20 protein-coding genes and 3 pseudogenes are annotated in these 19194 nt (G+C 59.8%); 13 read left to right on the forward strand and 10 right to left on the reverse strand.

The window, feature by feature from the left end; translation table 11 throughout:
• Positions 1–195: 195 nt before the first annotated feature.
• Positions 196–627 (forward strand): hypothetical protein, encoded by a 432-nt coding sequence (locus JG739_RS09230; RefSeq protein ID WP_202366194.1) that lies wholly within the window; start codon positions 196–198, stop codon positions 625–627.
• A gap of 388 nt (positions 628–1015) precedes the next feature.
• Here the strand turns inward: JG739_RS09230 and JG739_RS36340 are convergent.
• Positions 1016–2759: pseudogene (locus JG739_RS36340) on the reverse strand (PAS domain S-box protein).
• 1488 nt (positions 2760–4247) lie between these two features.
• On the opposite strand from JG739_RS36340, the gene JG739_RS09240 reads away from it, so the two are divergent.
• From JG739_RS09240 to JG739_RS36345, 5 genes and pseudogenes are all read left to right on the forward strand, one after another.
• A complete protein-coding gene (locus tag JG739_RS09240; protein ID WP_202366195.1) occupies positions 4248–4745 on the forward strand; it encodes a YciE/YciF ferroxidase family protein in 498 nt (165 codons plus the stop codon).
• Between the two features lie 162 nt (positions 4746–4907).
• Entirely contained in the window at positions 4908–5834 is a 927-nt protein-coding gene (locus JG739_RS09245) for a hypothetical protein (RefSeq protein ID WP_202366196.1), read from the forward strand.
• A gap of 149 nt (positions 5835–5983) precedes the next feature.
• The gene (locus JG739_RS09250) at positions 5984–7147 is read left to right on the forward strand and encodes an extracellular catalytic domain type 1 short-chain-length polyhydroxyalkanoate depolymerase (RefSeq protein ID WP_202366197.1); all 1164 of its coding nucleotides are present in this window, start codon (positions 5984–5986) and stop codon (positions 7145–7147) included.
• Positions 7148–7380: 233 nt separating this feature from the next.
• The gene (locus tag JG739_RS35255) at positions 7381–7575 is read left to right on the forward strand and encodes a hypothetical protein (RefSeq protein WP_244749763.1); all 195 of its coding nucleotides are present in this window, start codon (positions 7381–7383) and stop codon (positions 7573–7575) included.
• 71 nt (positions 7576–7646) lie between these two features.
• Positions 7647–7694, forward strand: a pseudogene (locus JG739_RS36345) (KTSC domain-containing protein); the annotation flags it as partial.
• Positions 7695–7807: 113 nt separating this feature from the next.
• Here the strand turns inward: JG739_RS36345 and JG739_RS09260 are convergent.
• From JG739_RS09260 to katE, 4 genes are all read right to left on the reverse strand, one after another.
• Positions 7808–8446, reverse strand: a complete 639-nt coding sequence (locus tag JG739_RS09260) for a DUF6766 family protein (protein ID WP_202366198.1) — start codon at positions 8444–8446, stop codon at positions 7808–7810.
• 26 nt (positions 8447–8472) lie between these two features.
• Positions 8473–9018 (reverse strand): cysteine hydrolase family protein, encoded by a 546-nt coding sequence (locus JG739_RS09265; protein WP_244749765.1) that lies wholly within the window; start codon positions 9016–9018, stop codon positions 8473–8475.
• A 181-nt stretch (positions 9019–9199) separates the two neighbouring features.
• Entirely contained in the window at positions 9200–9709 is a 510-nt protein-coding gene (locus tag JG739_RS09270) for a DUF6894 family protein (RefSeq protein WP_202366200.1), read from the reverse strand.
• Between the two features lie 20 nt (positions 9710–9729).
• The gene (katE, locus tag JG739_RS09275) at positions 9730–11841 is read right to left on the reverse strand and encodes a catalase (RefSeq protein ID WP_202366201.1); all 2112 of its coding nucleotides are present in this window, start codon (positions 11839–11841) and stop codon (positions 9730–9732) included.
• 252 nt (positions 11842–12093) lie between these two features.
• Between katE and JG739_RS09280 the strand changes: the two genes are divergently transcribed.
• The 3 genes from JG739_RS09280 to JG739_RS36350 all read left to right on the forward strand — a co-directional run bounded on the left by JG739_RS09280 (position 12094) and on the right by JG739_RS36350 (position 13779).
• The gene (locus tag JG739_RS09280; RefSeq protein WP_244749767.1) at positions 12094–12882 is read left to right on the forward strand and encodes a divalent metal cation transporter; all 789 of its coding nucleotides are present in this window, start codon (positions 12094–12096) and stop codon (positions 12880–12882) included.
• A gap of 189 nt (positions 12883–13071) precedes the next feature.
• Positions 13072–13323: a hypothetical protein gene (locus JG739_RS09285; RefSeq protein WP_202366202.1), complete on the forward strand. Its 252-nt coding sequence runs from the start codon at positions 13072–13074 to the stop codon at positions 13321–13323.
• Positions 13324–13614: 291 nt separating this feature from the next.
• Positions 13615–13779, forward strand: a complete 165-nt coding sequence (locus tag JG739_RS36350) for a hypothetical protein (protein ID WP_202366203.1) — start codon at positions 13615–13617, stop codon at positions 13777–13779.
• Positions 13780–13819: 40 nt separating this feature from the next.
• On the opposite strand, the gene JG739_RS09295 is transcribed toward JG739_RS36350, so the two are convergent.
• From JG739_RS09295 to JG739_RS09315, 5 genes are all read right to left on the reverse strand, one after another.
• On the reverse strand, positions 13820–14050 hold the full coding sequence (locus JG739_RS09295; protein ID WP_202366204.1) for a hypothetical protein: 231 nt from the start codon (positions 14048–14050) through the stop codon (positions 13820–13822).
• A 129-nt stretch (positions 14051–14179) separates the two neighbouring features.
• On the reverse strand, positions 14180–14545 hold the full coding sequence (locus JG739_RS09300; RefSeq protein WP_202366205.1) for a low affinity iron permease family protein: 366 nt from the start codon (positions 14543–14545) through the stop codon (positions 14180–14182).
• Positions 14546–14723: 178 nt separating this feature from the next.
• Complete coding sequence (tnpC, locus tag JG739_RS09305) at positions 14724–16364, reverse strand: IS66 family transposase (protein WP_183445373.1); 1641 nt, start codon at positions 16362–16364, stop codon at positions 14724–14726.
• 76 nt (positions 16365–16440) lie between these two features.
• Positions 16441–16785: an IS66 family insertion sequence element accessory protein TnpB gene (gene tnpB / locus JG739_RS09310; protein WP_183445374.1), complete on the reverse strand. Its 345-nt coding sequence runs from the start codon at positions 16783–16785 to the stop codon at positions 16441–16443.
• Positions 16782–17168, reverse strand: a complete 387-nt coding sequence (locus JG739_RS09315; protein ID WP_183445375.1) for a transposase — start codon at positions 17166–17168, stop codon at positions 16782–16784. Before JG739_RS09315 ends, tnpB begins: the two co-directional genes overlap by 4 nt.
• Before the next feature lie 184 nt (positions 17169–17352).
• Between JG739_RS09315 and JG739_RS09320 the strand changes: the two genes are divergently transcribed.
• The 4 genes and pseudogenes from JG739_RS09320 to JG739_RS09335 all read left to right on the forward strand — a co-directional run bounded on the left by JG739_RS09320 (position 17353) and on the right by JG739_RS09335 (position 19174).
• On the forward strand, positions 17353–17583 hold the full coding sequence (locus JG739_RS09320) for a hypothetical protein (RefSeq protein ID WP_202366206.1): 231 nt from the start codon (positions 17353–17355) through the stop codon (positions 17581–17583).
• A gap of 147 nt (positions 17584–17730) precedes the next feature.
• Complete coding sequence (locus JG739_RS09325; protein WP_202366207.1) at positions 17731–18009, forward strand: DUF982 domain-containing protein; 279 nt, start codon at positions 17731–17733, stop codon at positions 18007–18009.
• Positions 18010–18498: 489 nt separating this feature from the next.
• Positions 18499–18822: pseudogene (locus tag JG739_RS09330) on the forward strand (DUF1236 domain-containing protein).
• Positions 18823–18961: 139 nt separating this feature from the next.
• Positions 18962–19174: a hypothetical protein gene (locus tag JG739_RS09335; protein WP_202367735.1), complete on the forward strand. Its 213-nt coding sequence runs from the start codon at positions 18962–18964 to the stop codon at positions 19172–19174.
• Positions 19175–19194: the final 20 nt, after the last annotated feature.

Below are 19194 nucleotides of genomic sequence, written 5' to 3' on the forward strand. Positions count from 1 at the left end.
ACCGGTAGCTCCTGTCCGAATAAATGGCAGCAACTCTTGTATCGTCGAGAATGACTACCATCGTCGTGATTATCAATTCAGAAGCGCTATCGCGCCAGCAAGCTGGACAGCGACGCCTGTGCCCTGAAGCTGGCGCCAGATGCCATTGCGGGCTTCCTTGCTGAATATCATGCTGGGCATAAGCGACTGAACGCCATGAACCGCGAACGGCAAAGGGAAGTCGAAAGGCGGCATGCCGGCATCGACAGGCAGATTGCTAACATCGTCGATGCTATCGCTGACGGTGTCGCGACGACCAGCATGAAATCGAAGCTGCTGGACCTCGAGCGCGAAAAGCAGAATCTAGGCCGAGAGCTTCAGGCAATGGCGGCCGCAGAAAGCATTGTGGAGTTTCATCCGACAGCGGTGACGGTTTACCGTCGGCAAGTATCCGAGCTCCAGGACGCATTGCAATCCGATGAGCGCGAACGCCACGAGGCGGCGAGGATCATCCGCTCGCTGGTCACGGGCATCGAGATCATTCCGACGGAGCGTAGGGGACAGGTTGAGCTGAAAGTCCGCGGTGCGCTGGCGGAGCTTCTCAACCTGCCAAATCGCAAGCGGGAGAGGCGCCTAACGCTGCAGTGATGCTAGCGGGAGAGCGCTGCCGCCTTTCCCCCACACCCAATGACTTGCCGGTTCAGGCTTCGTTGCTGCGGTTGAGTAGAGCCCTCTGCTGGCAAACAATCCAGGGGTCAGTAATCGAATCTCTTCGGACGCGCCAGATATCTTAAACGAATCAAAACCAGCGCTTTGGTCCGGTGTAGAACAGGCATCGCGCCTCTCTTCCTGGGGGATCGGCACCGAAACCGAAGAAGAACTGGAACATCAAGATGTCGTAGTAGTACGCTGCACCTGGCGCTCCCCAATCAGCGGCAGTCCTCGCCGCAGCGGCGCGGGTTCACTCGATCGACCGCTGTGCAAAGGTCATGAACAAATCCTTCATTCCCTTTTTGGCCACTCGATGGATAGAGCTCTACAGTTCGCTCCCAATCGACGTCTCGACGGTGGCCAATGGCGCTTCCACGCTCCAGGTGATTCCGTGTGGACCGTACTCGAGATTTCCTTTCCCCCCGATTGCCTCGGGTGCCACCCGCTTCAACACGACGGTTCCAAAGCCGCCTTCGCCGAGCGTTTGCACCTCAGGACCGTCTGTCTCGGTCCAACTGAGGTGCAAGAGTCTCGAGGCACCGGAACCCGTGGTGTTCCATGCGACCGAAATCTGGCCTTGATCCCCTGAAAGCACCCCGTATTTGGCCGAATTGGTCGCGAGTTCGTGAAAGGCGATGCCGAGATATTGGACTGCATTTGGGCTAAGGATGATGGACGGTCCGGACATCGAAATTCGCTCCTCGTTGCCGAAAGATTTCGCCTGCGACAACAGGAGTTCGAAAACGGGGACGCCTTTCCAGTCGCCCATCACGAGCAGATCGTGCGACCGCGCCAGAGCCGTGATCCGCTCGCGAACCTCTCGTTCAAATTCGGCGGGGCTTTTGGCCCGCTTGTTGGTCTCGCGGATCATTGAAAGAATGACCGAATACTGATTCTTGACGCGATGGTTGACCTCACGCATCAGCATGCGGATACGATGCTCGTTTTCCCTCGCCGACGTGATGTCCCGGGCAATCTTCGATGCCGATGATATGTCCGGTGGCGTTACGCACAGGCGATACCGTAAGCGACACAGGAACCAGGCTGCCATCCTTGCGCTGACGTATCGTTTCGTACGTTTCGACGCGCTCGCCGCGGCGAATGCGCTCCAGGATGCGGGGTTCCTCGTCCTGGTGATCAGCCGGGATCAACATGGTCACCGACCTGCCTATCGCTTCCTCGGCGGTGTAGCCGAACAGCCGTTCGGCGCCATGATTCCAGCTCTTGATTATGGTGTTCAGATCCTTGCTGACGATTGCGTCGAACGAAGAGTCCACGATGGCCGACAAATGGAACCTGGCCTCTTCGGCACACTGGCGGTCAGTAAGGTCGAGCAGCATGTTGACGGCGCCGATCAGATTGCCGTCCTCATCCCGTATCGGTGTTGGATAGGGCAGGAACGGGAAGAAGGACCCGTCCGGACGCTGCGCTATGGCCTCCTGATTGCGGACAGGCCGGTTTTCCTTGAGCGCAATTGCCATTGGGCACTCGTCATGCGGCAATTCCTTGCCGTCCGGAGTGAACAGCTTGAACGTCACGCACCATTTGTCCTTGCCGACTTCCGGCTCCCTCCCGGCCAGCTCGGCGGCGGCACGGTTAAAGTAGGTGATCGTTCCATGCTGATCGGTTGTATAGATGGCAACGGGAAGGCTATCGAGGATCTGGCGATGTGTGTTGTCCTGGCGCGTCAGTTCGGTGCGCACCCGCTGCAGGTCGGAGACGTCGACGGTAAAGCACCTTGTGTTGATCAGCTTGCCATTTCGGAAATTGCCGCTCGACGTGAGTTCGACATGTTTTATCGATCCGTCACTGGTCCTCAAACGCGCCGGATATCTCTCGATCTTCTCGCCACTGGCAAGGCGCGTTAGAATATCCTCGATCGCATCCCGGTCGGGATAGAATTCGGCAATGTGGCGGCCGACATATTGCTCCGCAGGATAGCCGAGAAGGTCCAGTTCTGCCTTGTTGGCGTGCAGGATGATGCCATCCGCGTTTACCAGATGCAGCGCTATGGCGCCGTTCTCGAAAAAATCCTGGTAGTCGAAGTCCTGAATATCCTTGCCGGACATTTCCGGGTTCTTGAGGGCGATAATGTTCGCCTGCGTCAGCTTATTCATCCCAAACCCCGTCTTACCTTAGCCGATCGTAATGCGGCTCGTGGAAATTCGTTCCAAAATTCGTCCCAACAATTCTCCCGCGAAACTCGGCGTCGCCGAAGCCGCCAATTTCAAGAATTACAAAACGCGGATGCCAGCACAGTACCGAGCTTCCGGAACTATCGTCGCTTTCCGGCCAAACCTACACAGGCACGCTCCTCAAGCAATGATCAAAGACTCGTCTGAAGGGGCCATGCAGGGGGTTGGGCGACTGTTCCATATTACAGTCCGTCGTTACCGGAGTTGGGGGCGTGCAGGCCTGATCGCAGATGTGAGCCTCAGTTAGGTTGGTACATCCTGGCGGAGGGCGGGGAACCGGAATCCAACCTTCTCCACGGATCCGCGATTACCTTCGTAGTCGGGGTGTTCGGCTGATGCTGTTCAGTCGACCTGTTCAATCTGCGCGCCTGCGTCAACCGGCGGAGCCGGCGAGCAATTTTGCCCCTTGCATTCCTCGACAGGGTCATCGGCTGGTGGCAGGCAGTTTTGGCCCTCGCAATGAACTGCCGGCTGTGGCGGTTCTACGTGGTTAGGCGGAACAAGCTGATCCTCAGCGCGAACAGCCGGCATTGCTACGCTGATCGTGCCCGTGCACAAGAGCGCAATCCGAAGCAATTTCATTTCCGCCTCCCTGCCTGGCAGCGAGCTGTACCCTACACTCTCAAACTGCGGGCCGCATCCTCTCACCCGCGAACGACGTTAACACTGGGTTTCAGTGCTGGCCCGGACTGGCGGCCGAATGATCAGCCTGTCACATGTTGGACGCAGGCCGGATAGGCGGCTGCGGTCGATGCGGTGGGGTCGGGCGCCTAGATGGCACATCGGCGAGGGACGCTTTCGCTGCAACCGACATTCACAACTACCTGTGCGAAAGCGACGGCGAGCGACCACCGCGCGGTTGACCGGCAGGCATCACCGCTGGTCGTTGTTCCTTGGTCTTCCCCAGCGCGCCAATTCGAAAAACGACCGGACGTCTATTTCGCCGTGGGCATTGTTGGCCGCCCTGGGAGCAACCGGATCGGAGGCCAGGCGGTGTCACGATTGGCGGGAGACATCGTTCTCGCAGAGAATTCTATAGGTGGAAGGGCTGATCTCGCCGGCGACTTTGGCGAGCAGCGTACCCAAGGTCGGCGCGCTCGTTCATGGCTGCGCCGACAAAAATATTCTCAAGAAGCTCGATAGATAGAGACGCCAAGCATCAGAGCATCATGCGATCCCTCGATAGCGAAATGGCTGGCGGAGCGGGAAGTGAATTGAACCAGGGGGTTGACCCCACGAAGTCAGAGTGACGTGCAGCCAGACGTCTCAAGGGAACCTTTCCGGCATTGCGCGCTTGTTGAGCATGCGTTTCACAACCGTGAGCGACAACAAAAAAACGCTGGAACCAAAAGGAAATCCGCGATGGCGAAAGAAAAGACATTGGACGATCTCTTCCTCGATACGCTCAAAGATATCTATTACGCGGAAAAGAAGATCCTGAAGGCGCTTCCCAAGATGGCGCGCGCCGCCTCATCGGCCGATCTGAAGGCAGCCTTCGAGAAGCACAAGGACGAAACCGACGGTCATGTCGAGCGCCTGCAGCAGGTTTTCGAGCTCCTTGGCAAGCGGGCACAGGGCAAGACGTGTCCCGCGATCGACGGCATCGTCGAGGAGGGCGAGGAGATTATGGAGGAGTTCAAGGGAACTCCCGCACTGGACGCCGGTCTGATCTCCGCTGCCCAGGCTGTCGAGCACTACGAGATCACCCGCTATGGCACGCTGAAGCGCTGGGCCGAGGTCTTGGGCATGAGCGACGCCGCCAAGCTGCTCGAACAGACGCTCGCGGAGGAATCCATGACGGACGAGGCGCTCACCGGATTGGCGGACGCCTCGGCCAACGAAATGGCCAAGGCCGCCTGATCACACACCAGCCACCCCAACTGTGTTGGGGTGGCTGTTTTACTTCCAACATCCGTCTTTCGATAGGAGACAATCATGGGTCGTGGCATTCTACTCTGGCTGCTCGGAGTTCCTATTCCGATCATCATCCTTCTCGCGCTGTTCATGCGGTAGGAGGAATCCATGGCATCAACCATCCTGGCGACCGACGTCGCCGCGCCGGTCGAGTCCTCGTCATCCGCAGTCAACTGGGGACCGATCATCGCCGGCGCCTTCGCTGCCTCGACCCTGACGTTCATCCTGATGCTTGTCGGGTCCGGCCTCGGGCTCACGATGGTGTCTCCATGGTCCAACGAAAGCGCCAGCGTCACCACCTTCGCTGTGTCCACTGCAATCTGGCTGGTCATCGTACAATGGTTGTCATCCGGGCTCGGGGGGTACCTGACCGGGCGCCTTCGCACCAAATGGGTCGGCATTCATACGGACGAGACGTTCTTCCGGGATACCGCGCACGGATTCATGGCGTGGGCGCTGGCGACGCTTCTGGTCGTGTTCGTGCTCGGTTCAGTGCTGTCCGCGGCAATCGACACCGGCGTCAAGGCGGCCTCGACAGTGGCCTCGGGAGCAGCAATGGGTGCCTCGGCAGGGGCGACCGCAAACGCCGGGAACGACGGAGGCAGCGACGCGACTTCGTATTTCGTCGATGCGCTGTTCCGCCCGACCGATCCTTCCAGGCTGGCGGCGCCGGGCGCGGAGGGCGATGCGACAGCAGCCGCACAAGCCTCCCGCATCCTCATTACAAGTGCGGCGGCCGGCGAAGTCTCGGCCGACGACAAGACTTATCTGGGTCAACTCGTGGCCGCTCGCACTGGCCTGTCGCAAGCGGATGCTACTGCCCGGGTTGATGCGGTGCTTGCTCAGGTCGAGGCGGCCAAAGTCCAAGCACAGGAAGCAGCCGACACAGCTAGAAAAGCCGGCGCCACCTTCGCGCTGGTTGGCGCGCTTTCTCTCATCATCGGTGCGTTCATCGCCAGCGCAGCGGCAGCGTTAGGCGGCAAGCAGCGCGACGACGAAGAAGCCGCGCTCTATCTCACAGCTAGTCGAGGCTGAAGACGTCTACTCCCGGCCGACCCAGAGGGTCGGCCGGACTCCATCTCCCGCCGCGCTCCCTTATTTTTGTGCAGTGCAGCAACGATACTGCTGCATGTGCGTTGCACAGATCGTCGTCCATTCCGGGCGTCAGAACAGGGACGGCCCCCTTGAGAAAAATCTCCGATACCATCGCCCGCCTCGCCGCGCTGCAGGCGCGACATGCCGCACATCCCGCCGACCTCGGTGCGTCAGACCATCTCCGGACGCTGGCCGACTTCGGTACCAATCCCGGCGGATTGGGAGCGAGGTTCTACATTCCTAGTGGCCTATCCAAGGGCGCTGCAGTCGTCGTCGTGCTGCATGGCTGCACACAGAACGCGGCCGGCTATAATCATCATTCCGGCTGGTCCCAACTCGCCGACGAGGCTGGCTTCGCGCTCCTCTTTCCCGAACAGCAACGCGGCAACAATCCGAACCTCTGTTTCAACTGGTTCCAGCCTGCCGACACCAAGCGTGGTTCGGGCGAGGCGCTTTCGATTCGCCAGATGATCGAGACGATGGTCGTCACCCACGGTCTCGACCGAAGGAGAATCTTCATCACCGGCCTCTCGGCCGGAGGCGCAATGGCGGCGGCCATGCTGGCGACCTATCCGGAAGTGTTTGCCGGCGGTGCGTTGATTGCCGGCCTGCCCTACGGCAGCGCAACGACAATCCCGGAGGCCTTCGATCGAATGCGCGGTCACGGTGGTCGTTCGGAACAGGATCTGCAACAGGCCCTCCGCAGCGCATCGGATCATCGGGGACCGTGGCCGAGGATTTCGATTTGGCACGGTGCCGCTGACCACACGGTTTCGCCTTCCAACGCGGAAGCGATCGCAGGCCAATGGCGGGGAGTCCACCGGCTTGCGAAAGCGCCGACGCATCGGGAAGCTGCCGGACCGCACGCAAAGCAGGTCTGGCGCAACGGCGCGGGAGAGGCCTTGATCGAAATCAACATGATCGCCGGGATGGGCCACGGCACGCCGCTCGGCAACGGTCTTGGTGCTCCGGGACCTTATATGCTTGATGTCGGTATTGCCTCCACACGCGAGATCGCGCAGTTCTGGGGGATCGCGGCAACCGAGGAAAGCGCCTCCCGGAGATCGAGGCCGCAAGTGCCAGCCAGCCAACGGCCACTACCCCAGTCACCGGCGCCGGGTATAGAAAATGCGAAGCCGAAGCCCCCGCAGCCGACTGCCATCCATCAGGTCCCGCGTCGCACGGAATTGGGCCAGCCCGGCGTGAAGAAGATCATCGAGGATGCCCTGCGGGCAGCGGGCCTGATGCGCTAGGCGGGCGGCGCAAATCGCTCGCCGACTGTCTCGCCGGCCCGCGAAGGTCAAGCGGCTCCGACCAAGCAAGGGAACGCGTCGTTCTTTGGAATCGGTGACCGCTTTTCAGCGAGCAGTCGCCCTGCACCTCGTCCAGATCCTGCTTCCCCGCGCAGACAACACCGGTCGCCCATTTGGCCGGGAAGATTTCGACCGTGTGAAGGAAGACGCTGGCCAGCCGTTTCGAAGGCGCCATGGCTTATCTGCAGGCGCCTGCGGAAGGTCAGTGGCAAGATGGCGAGCAGTCCAGCAAAGATGATATCGTCATCTTCGAAGTGATGGTGGATGATATCGACCTGCCGGACTGGTGCAAACGGCGCGCCGAGCTAGAACGGCGGTTCCGGCAGGACACGGTGATCACCCGCTACATGCCAATGCCGCTCGTATAGAGGCCGTTATCGTGTATCCATCAACGTCAATCCGCAAGACCGAGTACGATCCGGAGACAAGGGTTCTCTCGGTGTGGTTCGTCGCGAGCGGCAGGCGTTACGACTACGAGGCTGTGCCGCCGGAGACCTATGCGGCGTTCCGAAACGCCTTCGTAAAGGGCCGGTTCTTTCGCGACCGTTTCGGGCACCGCCTGATGCCGAAGCATAGCGATCGTTGCCTGCACGCGGAGACTCATGCGCCGGTTTCGGAGTTTGACGCGCCGGCTGGCTTTGATTCCGGGGAGCCCTTGTGGCGTAGGAAAATCGACAGCAGGACCAGGACGGCCGTCGACATGAATTCCGACTGCCAGTTCTGAAAGGACTCGAACCATAGCTGGGTGTCGAGAAGATAGTCTCCCAGGGATTGAACCTTGCCGCCGTGCCGAAGCGCCTCCTCGTTCGCGGCCGCCAGGCTCGCCCACCAATGCAAGGCAAATGAGATGATGAAGAGCAGGGCCAGCGCCAAGCCCAGCGAGTATGAATAGAGCCACGACAGGATCGGGTTGCGCCTGCGGGTGGCGGTCGGAAGTTCGTCCTCGGGCCGGTTGGGATCATCGGGATCACGAGACTCGGCGGAACCGCGCTGGAACAGCATGGCAGTCAGCATGACATAGGCCGACATCTGCAGGAATTCGCTTTCCCAGTTTTCGAAGAGCGCCGAGAGGAAGTCGCCGCTTTTCAAATAAGCCAACAGTCCGATCGCTGCCGAGCCATGCTCACGAAGTTCTTCATTGTAGGCAGAATGCCCCGACCAGATCATGCCGAGTGCGCTGAACAGGAACATCGCCACCAGGGCGATCGTAAGCCCGTTGTCCCGAAATATGGTTCTCATGTTCTTGTCTCCCACGGAGCCTTCGGCTAGCGCCAGTTCTCCAGAACCTCTTCAATCCTCACCGCCTCGACTTGCTCGCTGAAGCGAGAGCGGTAGAGCTCCATCAGTGCGTCATGCGTCTGGTCGACCGAACTGCAGATGGCATCGGTCGCAAGGACGACACGAAAACCACGGTCGATGGCGCCTAGGACCGTGGCAAGCACGCAGACATCGGTTTCGCCGCCGGTAATGACCAGCGTGTCGATCCCTGACCCATTTAGCATCGCGTCGAGCCGACCTTCAGTCCACGGCGAATAGACATGCTTGTCGAGCGTTCTTGCCGGCGGCACGAACCGCGCCAGAGAAGGCATCAGATCGACGAGGCCGGCATCGATGTTGGCAAGGGTGACCTCGGCCCAACGCCGATAATACCGCGCCCACATGCCCGGTGCTTCGCCAGGCCGAGCGGCCGGAACAAAACGTGTGAACAGCGTTTGCTGCGGATGTCTTGCGGTCAATTCCTCGATGACCGGCAGCACGTTTTGCGCCCACGGCACGGCCCAAGGCCCGCCCGGCGCGAACAGGCGCTGCATGTCAACGCAAAGATGTAGGGAATTCTCACCAAGCGGACCGTGTACCAGGCCTAGGGCGGCCATGATCAGCCGCGGCCGCCGCGATCGGGTGAAGCATAGCTTCTATCTGAGCGCGGGCATAGCCCGGGAGGTCCCGCCGTAGCCTCGCATCTCTGCCAATCCGCCTTTAGCCGTTGCCGGTTCATGGTCTTGTCAGGCGGGCCGCTTCCGCCTCCTGCACGTCGATGGCGTACAGCAGTTCGCCGTTCTCGTCGCGCAGGCGCACGAGCCAACCTGAAAGATCGTCCGTGCCCGGCTGAAGGTCGACCAGAAGATCGATAGCGCATCGAACTGCTTCCTCCCGCGCATCCTCTAAACTTGGCATCCTGGACGGAGGAACCTGACGGCCGCGTCCGCCGTCGCGATACTCGAAGATGTAGAGCCCGCCGTTTTCATCATTCGCCGCTGTGACGGCGACTTCGTCAAAATTGCCGTTGCTTCGGGCATCATAGTCGTTCACAGCCAAATCGAAGGTCGCGGTCTGGACCAGGACCGCCTTCGCTCGATTGATAGCGGCCTCGTTGTTTCCGCCGTCAACGCGTGCCATGCCGACGGGAACGCAGTCACCGCCTTCGCCGCAGAAGATCACGCGCAGGATGGACTGTCCGGTCGGGGCGGTTGCCTGGGTAACTTCGGTTCGAATGATCTGCATGAGAAACTCCGTCACCATCGCTACAATTTGACGGCCATTTCCCGGCTCCAGAGACGCAGCTTGCGGCAGCTCTCGATAAAACCGGTAATCGCCTTGGGGTCATCGAGACCAATCATGCCTTCATCGGCTTCCGGATCGACGCCGGCCTTCTGCAGCAGCGGGACGGCGCCCGACGTGAAGCCGATGAATTTGCAATGAGCAAAAGCGTCGGCAACGAAATCGCGCGCGGTGGCCTCACCCGTCAGGCGCTCCGCTCCTTCCTCGGAGAGGATCAGCGCTACTGCGTCGAACAGGACCGATGGCCCGCCGTCGATCATGTGCTTTGCAGCGATGAGACTTCCATCCGCCGCCTCGACGCCGCCCACCTTGGGCGCTATGACCTCCATCACCGCGCCTTCTTTCTCGATCGCTGCCTGGAGGTTCTTCAGCAGCGCTGCATCGGCGCCGGGACTGACAAGCACGCCGACCTTGCGGCCAGCAAAACTGTCAGGCCCGTTCCGGATGATGCTGAGCGCCGGCGATGGTTCGAGATCGTCCCTCGGCGCGACCGCCGCATCCGCGGGCTTGGGCAATTGCTTCATGCCAAGCTTGTCAGCGACAGTTTCTGCCAAGCCTTCATCAATGTTGAGGAGATGCGCCACCATGCGCTCGCGGATAACCGTTGTCTCGACCTTGGAAAGCTCGAAGGACAGCGCCATGGCGATATGCTTCTGCTCAGGCGCGGTCTGACTGTTGAAGAACTGTCGCGCCTGGCTGTAGTGGTCGGCGAAGCTCTCTGCGCGCAGACGGACTTTCTGGCCTTCATCCGCCTCGGCGAACGACCGGAAACCGTGCTGCGGCGATTCCCGCGGGCCTTCGCCGAATGAATTCGGCTGGTAGTTCACGCGGCCGACCGGATTTCGCATCGCCATGTGGCCATCCTGCTGGAAGTGGTGGAACGGGCATTTGGGTGCGTTGATCGGGATATGGGTGAAGTTGGAGCTGCCGAGACGCTTCAGTTGCGTGTCCAGGTAGGAGAAGTTTCGACCCTGCAGCAGGGGATCGTTGGAAAAGTCGACGCCGGGCGGTACGTTCTGCGTCATGAACGCGACCTGCTCGGTCTCGGCGAAGAAATTGTCGGGCATACGATCGAGCACCAAGCGGCCGACCGGGACCGGCGCGAGGATTTCTTCCGGAATGATCTTGGTCGGATCCAGAACGTCGAAGTCAAAACTGTCCGCGAAGTCCTGATCGAAGAGCTGGAGGTTGAGCTCCCATTCCGGGAAATCACCAGACTGGATGGCATTCCAGAGGTCGCGTCGATGAAAATCGGGGTCAGCGCCGTTGATCTTGACCGCTTCGTTCCAAACGACCGACTGCATGCCGAGCTTCGGCTTCCAGATGAATTTGACGAAGGTGGATTCGTCCTTCGCATTGACCAGCCGGAACGTGTGAACGCCGAATCCCTGCATGAACCGGAAGGACCGAGGTATCGCCCGATCCGACATGACCCACATGATCATGTGCATCGATTCGGGCGTCAGGCTGATGAAGTCCCAGAAATTGTCGTGTGCCGATTGCGCCTGCGGGAAGGCACGATCAGGCTCAGGCTTCACTGAATGAATGACGTCGGGAAACTTGATTGCGTCCTGAATAAAGAAAACCGGGATGTTGTTGCCGACGAGATCCCAATTGCCTTCGTTGGTGTAGAATTTGACGGCGAACCCACGCACGTCCCGCGCCAGGTCGAACGAGCCTTTCGAACCGGCCACCGTGGAGAACCGCACGAAGGCCGGCGTCTTCTCGCCGGCACGCTGGAAGATATCCGCGCGGGTGTAAGCCGCTAGCGATTCATAGGTCTCGAAGAAGCCGTGCGCGCCATAGCCGCGTGCATGCACGACGCGCTCGGGAATGCGCTCGTGATCGAAATGAAAAATCTTCTCACGGAAGTGGAAGTCTTCGATTAGTGACGGTCCGCGCTGGCCAATCTTTAAAGTATTCTGGTCATCGGCCACTGGGCTGCCTTGGGCGGTCGTCAGGATCTCGCTGTCGCCTTCGGCGATCTGGTGAAGCTCGCCTCCGTTCCCCCGCACGAGCTTTTGATCATGGATCGTCGCGGGCTTGCCCGACGACTGTCTAGTTGTCTTGGCCATGCTTGAATTCCTTGAAAAGGAGGGGGCGGCTTCAGGTCTCCCTCAATGCTGGGACACCCACTTAAGTTCCTGGTGGGTGTCACGTGGCCCGCATTTCGAAGAATAACACTCGGCTGCCGGAACAGTGGACCCGGTCGGGCCGGCGAGTTCTTGGGTCGGAACTGAACCAAGACGAAGATTTTCTCTTCCGCCAACCAGAGGAAAGCCTTCGTATTCGCAGATGTCGACTGGCTCGCTGCGGCCAAGGGTCTGGTGACGCCTTCGTTTCCGCTCAACGGAGATAGTTTCACCGTCATCGTAGCGATCCTGGGAACGACGATCAGTCCTTATCTTCTGTTTTGGCAAAGCTCCCAGGAAGTCGAGGAAATTGAACAAGACCCGCAAGCCAAAGCGCTGGTCAGGGCACCGGATGGGGCGAAGCGTGAGATCCGGCGCATCCGACTGGATACGTTCGTCGGCATGGCTGTTTCCAATGTGGTCGCGCTTGCCATCATAACGAGCACAGCAGCAACCCTTCATGCAGCGGGACAGACCGAGATCGCGAGCGCCGCCGACGTTGCCGAGGCACTGCGCCCGCTTGCAGGCGAGTTCGCGTTCTTCATCTTCAGCCTTGGTATCATCGGACCCGGTTTATTGTCGCTTCCCGTTCTCGCCGGTTCTGCAGCCTACGCATTTGGGGAGGCTCAAGGCTGGAAATGCGGTTTGGAAAACAAGCCTTGGGAAGCGGTAGGATTTTACAGCGTTATCTCCATCTCGGTGTTGCTCGGTTTGGGGATAGGATTTTTGTCGATTGATCCCAGGCGTTGTTTTGGAGTGCCCGTGATCAACGGTTTCGTCGCTGTACCGAGTATGGCGGGTATGATGGTCGTAGCCAGCCGCCGCGATCAGAAGGGGCGGTTCACCGTTTCCACGAGCGTGCGGGCTCGGCGAAACTCGTCACGGGCACGACGCAGCAATGCTCGATGCCAACGAAACGCTGGATGCCGATTTGACGCTTATCAGGCAACAAAACGACAAGCTCATGAAATAGCTGAAGGCTAAGCTCTAAACCGCAAACCCTGGCGGGCAATGTTAATTTCTTCGCCCTCGGCAGAGGGTGCTTCGGCGGATAGGCAGCCCGGCGGACCTGCTCGCTCCCCATCCCGGTTTGGCGGATGGGTCCTTGGAACGGAGTCGCATCATCGGCGTTACCGGCCAACCAAACGCTGCCAATGATATGGAGGAACGGGCGTGATCGAGTTAACTGAAAAGGAAAAGCGCTTTCTCAAGCGCGTTGACAGCATCACTCACGTTCCGTGGTCGAACAAAGTCACCGCCTCAGATGCCAAAGGCAAGCCAATGCGTATCGCAAGGGCGACGTTTACCCGATTAAGAGACGACGGCATCATCATCCGATCTACTAGCGACCTGACCTCGAACACCTACGTCATTAATTCTGCACCCGTGACGCCACAAGTCGCGGAAGTGCAGGAAGCGTCCTGATCGGGCGGGATTAACCTTGCAGGATCGCCCTGATCTCAGCGCCCGATGATCGCGCCTGATTTTGGTTGCGTAGGTCACCGTTTGAGCACTCGCGGGAACAAAGATCGTGTCCGCCTGTTAGATCACCACCTCGAACAACGGGAGACTGCGATGCTCACCAAATCTCTATTAGCCCTCATGCTGGCTGCCAGCTTAACTGCAACAGCAGCACCTGCCCTTTCGTAAGAGACGCCAACACCTACACCGCCTGCCACAGCCGATGATGCTCGCGACAACTTCGACTGGGGTTGGTTGGGCCTTATCGGCCTACTGGGTCTGGCAGGTCTAACAGGCCGCAGGAGGCGGGACGACACTCTCCGTTGGACGAACGTCAGGAATGAGCTGCGGCGTGAGCGCCGAGTGCCACTCCGCCGTCCTCGCCCTATGTTGCGCTCTGCCTCAGATGTGCGATGCTGAGCACGCACCGGCGCCGTCTTTGCCTCGCACGTGCGGCGTCCTACTTCTTACGCTTATACGGGAAGGTGGCGTCGCCATCATCATTCCCGGATACGACGCGAGGATTGGCGCTAGAGACGCCGTTGCTGGTTCCACCTTTGTGGTTTTTCTCTGACTGGCCCTTGGTGTCCGCCTCCGGCCCCGGCTTGGCGGATGAGCGTCTGAGCTCTCGATCGACTACCGAGCGGCTGCCTTCGGCCGGTTCTTTATCAAGACGGTTTTTCTTAGACACGGCTCTTTCTCCGTTGAGAAATCGCCAACTCGGCATGAGGAGCAAAGTTCCCTCGGGCGGCTTTCCGCTTCCTTCCCGGCGGCGATGCTGTGCCCTAGTCGGCCTAGCCGCCGTCGACTGCATGGACGCTTAGGCGGCAGAGGCCCCGTCTTCCTCTGCTTTTCGATCGGCCTCCGCCGCTTCCATTTCAAGCCGCGCCAAATGGGCCTTGATCTCCTCGGGCTCGGCGTGCTCCAGCCCGACGACATTGTTCCTCGTTTCCTGCAGTGCAACTATGATCTCATCAAGCTTTGCATGAATAGCAGCGGTGTCGCGATAACCCTGGATCAGGACGACACCGGTAATCACAATCGCAGCTACTGAAAGCGCATAGGTGACTACGTTTGTTAGCCCGAAAGGAACCATCGCCGTGCAAGCGACCATCGCGGCGATCAACAAATAGAAGCCCGGCGGCCGGGACAGAAAGTCGGCAGCCGCAAAGAGAAATCGGTTCATGCGAATCCCCGACAAACAATCTAGTGTGATTGGGCCGGATTTTACATGTTCGTCAATGCTCCGGGGGGCTGTGAGCCGGACGGGCTTGAATGATCTCTATGCCGCCTGCTTCCGGCGGGCCTCTCGCTGGCGTCTCAGTTCGTTACGCTTGGCCGCCCAGGAGAAGTCGTGTAAGCGGTCAGCCGATAACGTCAGGCCTAAAGTTCCAAGGCATGAGCATTTCGATTTCGGATGCCGGCCAGCCTTGAGCGATGCGGGTCAAGGTCTGCGAGAGCCAGTCGAGCGGATCGACGCTGTTCATTTTGCAGGTTTGCAGCAAGGTGGCTACCGTCGCCCAGGTTCGTCCACCGCCGTGGCTGCCGGCGAATAGACTATTCTTTCGCGTGATCGTCTGGGGCCTGATTGCACGCTCGACGATATTGGAGTCGATTTCGATGCGACCGTCCATCAGAAAGCGTTCCAGCGCCTCCCGCCGGGTGAGCGCGTAGCGGATCGCCTCGGCGGTCTTGGATTTTCCGGAGACCTTGCCCAGTTCCGCTTCCCATAGATCGAAGAGGCTCGCGACAATGGCCACGGACTTTTCCTGACGTAGCGCGGCGCGGCTTCCGGCATCCTTGCCGCGGACCTCGTCCTCGACCTTCCACAATTCGGTCATGGCGATGATCGAATCCGTCGCGGCCTGCGAGACCCCGCTGATGTGCAGGTCGTAGAATTTGCGCCGCAGGTGAGCCCAGCACCCGGCGAGCCGGATTGTTTCATTGCTGCCGGCTTTGGCCCGTGCCTTGACCAGGTTGGTATAGGCCGAGTAGCCATCCACTTGCAGGATACCGCTGAATCCGGCGAGGTGGCGCGCCACGCAATCCGCACCTCTGCTGTCTTCAAAACGATAGGCAACCATTGGCGGACTGGTTCCGCCATAGGGTCGGTCATCCCGTGCGTAGGCCCACAACCAGGCTTTCGTGGTTTTCCCGGAACCAGGGGCAAGGGTGGGCAAGGTCGTCTCGTCGGCGAAGACCCTTTCGCCCTCCTTGATGCGCTCCAGTATGTAATCAGCAAGCATCTGCAGCTCGAAGCCCAGATGCCCCATCCACTGCGCCATCAACGACCGGCTGATCTCGACGCCGTCGCGCAGATAGATCGCCTCCTGCCGATAAAGCGGGAGGCCGTCGGCGTATTTGGAGACGGCGATATAGGCGAGCAGCCGCTCCGTCGGCAGCCCGCTTTCGATGATGTGCGCCGGCGCCAGAGCCTGGACCACGCCGTCACGGCCCCGGAAGGCGTATTTGGGACGGCGCGTGACGATGACCTGGAACTTCGGCGGCACGACGTCCAGCCGCTCGGATCGATCCTCGCCGATCAGAACCTTTTCAAGCCCCTCGCAGTCGGCCGGGATTTCCGGCTCGACGACCTCCTCGATGCGTTCGAGGTGGGCAGCAAAGCCCTTGCGCGGACGCGGGGCGCGCTTCGGCTTGTTCCCGACCGCGCGGTCGAGTTCGCTCCGGATTTCCGAAAGGCCGGTCTCGACCTCTTCGAAGGCAAAGGAGGCCTGCTCGTCGTCGATGGCCAGGCGTAGCCGCTCGGAACGCGTGCCATGTTGCGTGCGCTGTAAAACTTTCAGGATTGACGTGAGATTGGCGATCCGCTCGCTGGCGCTTTTCTCGACAGCTTTCAGCCGGGCGACCTCCGCCTCAGATGCTGCGATCCGAGCGTCGGCGACTGCGATCCGGGCCTCGCTTGCAGCCTGCTCGCGAGCCATGGAAAGGATCATCGCCTTCAGCGCATCAACGTCGTCGGGAAGGGCAAGACCCGGTAGAACCATGGCAAGCAACAGAGCACAAAAACAGCCGCTTTCCCAACCGTTCCAGCCGCATGATTCATCTTGCCGCAGGCCGGTTTCAGCCCGTCGATAACGGCCGCCTGACCCTGGCCGGACGAATCTTTTTCCAGTCCAGTCCGGCCAGAAGCGCCATCAACTGGGCGTGGTCGAGACGCATGCGCGCGGCCGATATCCCCGGCCAGCAGAAGCTGTGATCTTCCAGAGTCTTCGAATAAAGACAAACCCCGCTGCCGTCCCACCACACGATGCGAACCCGGTCCGCACGCTTCGAACGGAATACGTGAAGTGCCCCCGAGAATGGGTCCAGGCCGCCATCCCTGACCAGCGCCATCAAAGATGCCGCGCCCTTGCGGAAGTCGACCGGCTGGCACGACACGTAAACCACCACACCGGAAGCGATCATGCCTTACGAACCGCGCGGATGATCCTCGCCAGGCGATCGGGATCGACATCGCCGCCGGCGCGCACCACTGCGTCGCCAATGACGATTTCCACCGTGTCGCTGCCCACCGCTTCAAAGCGCGTGAACTTCGCCGGCTTGCTCGCTCCCTCCGTCAGTGGCGCAACCATGCCCGACGAAAGCGCCTTGCGGCGCCACGCATAGAGCTGCGAGGGGTCCAGCCCCTCGGAACGCGCAACCGCCGAGACATTGCCCCCTGGCGAGAACGCTTCGGCGACAAGCCGTGCCTTCTCTTCGTCCGACCGATGGCGCGGCTTGCGTCGGGACGGCACAGGCTCCGCCGTCAAAATCTCGAATGTTCGATGATGGCTCATACTGTCGCTCATAGGATTCTCCGCATGATTCATGCTGAAAATGAGCGATCAACCGCCTGCACGCTACGTGGGGACGCCTACGCGCTTACGAAGTCGTCATGTTCCCATGAAAGCATCTTGGCGAAGGCAGTCTCGTTCGTCCTTGAGGTGTGGTGCAATAGCCTGATTTCGGCACTTCCAGCCCGATGGAGCCATCATGAAACGCAAGCCCGCCAAATCCGGATTCACCATTCTTATCGCCGCCGACACGACGCTGTTATTGGCCGAGCCGTTGATCGGACTGCTCGAACTGGAGATCAACAGCGGCACGATCGAGTTGGCCATGAATAGGATCGTCGCCGAGCGACTTCATTCTGCCGTCGTCAAATTTCTCCAGGCCGGCGAGGGAGATGACGCCCCGACATTAGCGGTCGAGCGTTCGCAGTAGGCAACCTGAGAGAGCGCGGAGGATATGGGGCCGGTCTCATCTGCCGATCGCTATTACGCTCCGCCCGCAGGTCTCTCTGAATTCACGTTTATGCAACCACCGCCATGTGTTCGCGTTTAGCCACTTCAATTCCGGAGAGCGACAAAGATGCCGGCGTTTATACCGATTACGATCTACCTGAATCACAGATCTATGCTGGTTGCGTCGATCGCTGATGCTGAGACGGCGCTTCAGCAACCATGGCCATTCATGGACAAGCCGTCCCGACTTGAGGCAATCCGAATGATCGAGGAATGCCTGGCCGGACATTGCAGTCACCAAGCTGCTGCCTTTAAGGCGGCCGCAAGTGAACAGGGGCTTCTCAAGCGAAATCCTCCAAGCGTAGGCCTCAGGAAATTCGACGGGGTTGCCGAAGACCTGATGTGAGGTGAAGACCTGCTGTGAGGTGATGCCGCCCTCGTGACCTTGAACGCTGTCACGCCTCGCCCGGCTCGATTTGGCCAGCCATGATTTGCGGACCACCCGCCAAATCGAGGAATGGCGGGTGGTCCCTTATCAGCGCAGGAAGGGACTTAGCTGCGCGGATCTCAAATCGGGTGCCTCTTGCTAACGATGATTCCTATCGCCAGGAACGTGATCGATACGGCGAACACCGGAGCGAGTAACCAGCGAGCTTGGTGGACACTATTCTCCATGGTCTCTCTCCTGTGAGCACATGGCGATAACGAGTGCCGGCAATCGCGGTTCCGGGCTGCACCCCCTCGTCGTCCTTTGCGACAACAGGGTCAGGCTTAGGTCCTACTTTCAGTAGACCGAAGCCCCAATCAAGGAACGTTTGCGGCCGCCTGAGGTTGGGTGAGGCTGGCGCGAAGACGTGCCGTTCAGCGCAAACAGAACTCACGCAAGGAGCCAATTATGAGAATGCATCTTTCAACTTTCGCCGCGGGATTTCTGCTGCTGGCCGGTATCGGCGCCGCTGCCGCTCAGGACGTCATCATCGAGCCTGAACAGGGACGGTCATCAGGGAATACGTGAAGAAGCAGCCGCTGGCATCGGTGAAAATCCCTGGAGTGGAGCTCAACATCAATCCCTGGAGTGGAGCTCAACATCGGCTCAACCCTGCCCGAGACGATCGAACTCCATGAAGTCCCCAACACCAAATACCGCACCGTTGTCGTCGACAACCGGACCGTTGTTGTTGATCCGGGCACACGCAAGATTATCAAAGTCATCGAATGACCTAAGCGACTGGGAGAACAGCCCGCCGTGCCTAAAGGTGCGGCGGGAAAGTCAAGCGACGAGGATGTGATCACCATGTCGAACCGTGAGATTGGAGCGTCCCAGGCGCTGCAAATGCGCGTGGCTGGTCGCAGCCCTCATGGAGGACGGCAAGGGCAGAATCGATGCCGACGATTTGATTGCCGCATCCTTCGTCGTCGAGACCTATCTTCGTCGACAAGGAAGACCCGTAGGTGGATCCTCTCGGCGTAAAGGCCTCGGCGAGATCGCAATGGTCGGCGTCGCGCCGGCAATCGCCAACGCCATCCTCCACGCCGCAGGCGGCGTATCGTGCGCTAACAATCACGCCTGACAAACTGGAGTGGCGCCAGT

This window comes from Mesorhizobium sp. L-2-11 (assembly GCF_016756595.1).
Taxonomy (GTDB): Bacteria; Pseudomonadota; Alphaproteobacteria; order Rhizobiales; family Rhizobiaceae; genus Mesorhizobium.

Bases quoted from the DNA above. Each gene is read 5' to 3' on its own strand.
- JG739_RS09265 (WP_244749765.1), bottom strand. From the start codon at position 9,018: ATGCAGCGCCTGTTCGCGCCGGGCGGGCCTTGGGCCGTGCCGTGGGCG.
- katE (WP_202366201.1), bottom strand. From the start codon at position 11,841: ATGGCCAAGACAACTAGACAGTCGTCGGGCAAGCCCGCGACGATCCAT.
- JG739_RS35255 (WP_244749763.1), top strand. From the start codon at position 7,381: ATGGCTTATCTGCAGGCGCCTGCGGAAGGTCAGTGGCAAGATGGCGAG.
- JG739_RS09270 (WP_202366200.1), bottom strand. From the start codon at position 9,709: ATGCAGATCATTCGAACCGAAGTTACCCAGGCAACCGCCCCGACCGGA.
- JG739_RS09245 (WP_202366196.1), top strand. From the start codon at position 4,908: ATGGCATCAACCATCCTGGCGACCGACGTCGCCGCGCCGGTCGAGTCC.
- JG739_RS09260 (WP_202366198.1), bottom strand. From the start codon at position 8,446: ATGAGAACCATATTTCGGGACAACGGGCTTACGATCGCCCTGGTGGCG.
- JG739_RS09335 (WP_202367735.1), top strand. From the start codon at position 18,962: ATGGAGGACGGCAAGGGCAGAATCGATGCCGACGATTTGATTGCCGCA.
- tnpB (WP_183445374.1), bottom strand. From the start codon at position 16,785: ATGATCGCTTCCGGTGTGGTGGTTTACGTGTCGTGCCAGCCGGTCGAC.
- JG739_RS09325 (WP_202366207.1), top strand. From the start codon at position 17,731: ATGCCGGCGTTTATACCGATTACGATCTACCTGAATCACAGATCTATG.
- JG739_RS09320 (WP_202366206.1), top strand. From the start codon at position 17,353: ATGAAACGCAAGCCCGCCAAATCCGGATTCACCATTCTTATCGCCGCC.
- JG739_RS09315 (WP_183445375.1), bottom strand. From the start codon at position 17,168: ATGAGCGACAGTATGAGCCATCATCGAACATTCGAGATTTTGACGGCG.
- JG739_RS09300 (WP_202366205.1), bottom strand. From the start codon at position 14,545: ATGAACCGATTTCTCTTTGCGGCTGCCGACTTTCTGTCCCGGCCGCCG.
- JG739_RS09230 (WP_202366194.1), top strand. From the start codon at position 196: ATGAACCGCGAACGGCAAAGGGAAGTCGAAAGGCGGCATGCCGGCATC.
- JG739_RS09240 (WP_202366195.1), top strand. From the start codon at position 4,248: ATGGCGAAAGAAAAGACATTGGACGATCTCTTCCTCGATACGCTCAAA.
- tnpC (WP_183445373.1), bottom strand. From the start codon at position 16,364: ATGGTTCTACCGGGTCTTGCCCTTCCCGACGACGTTGATGCGCTGAAG.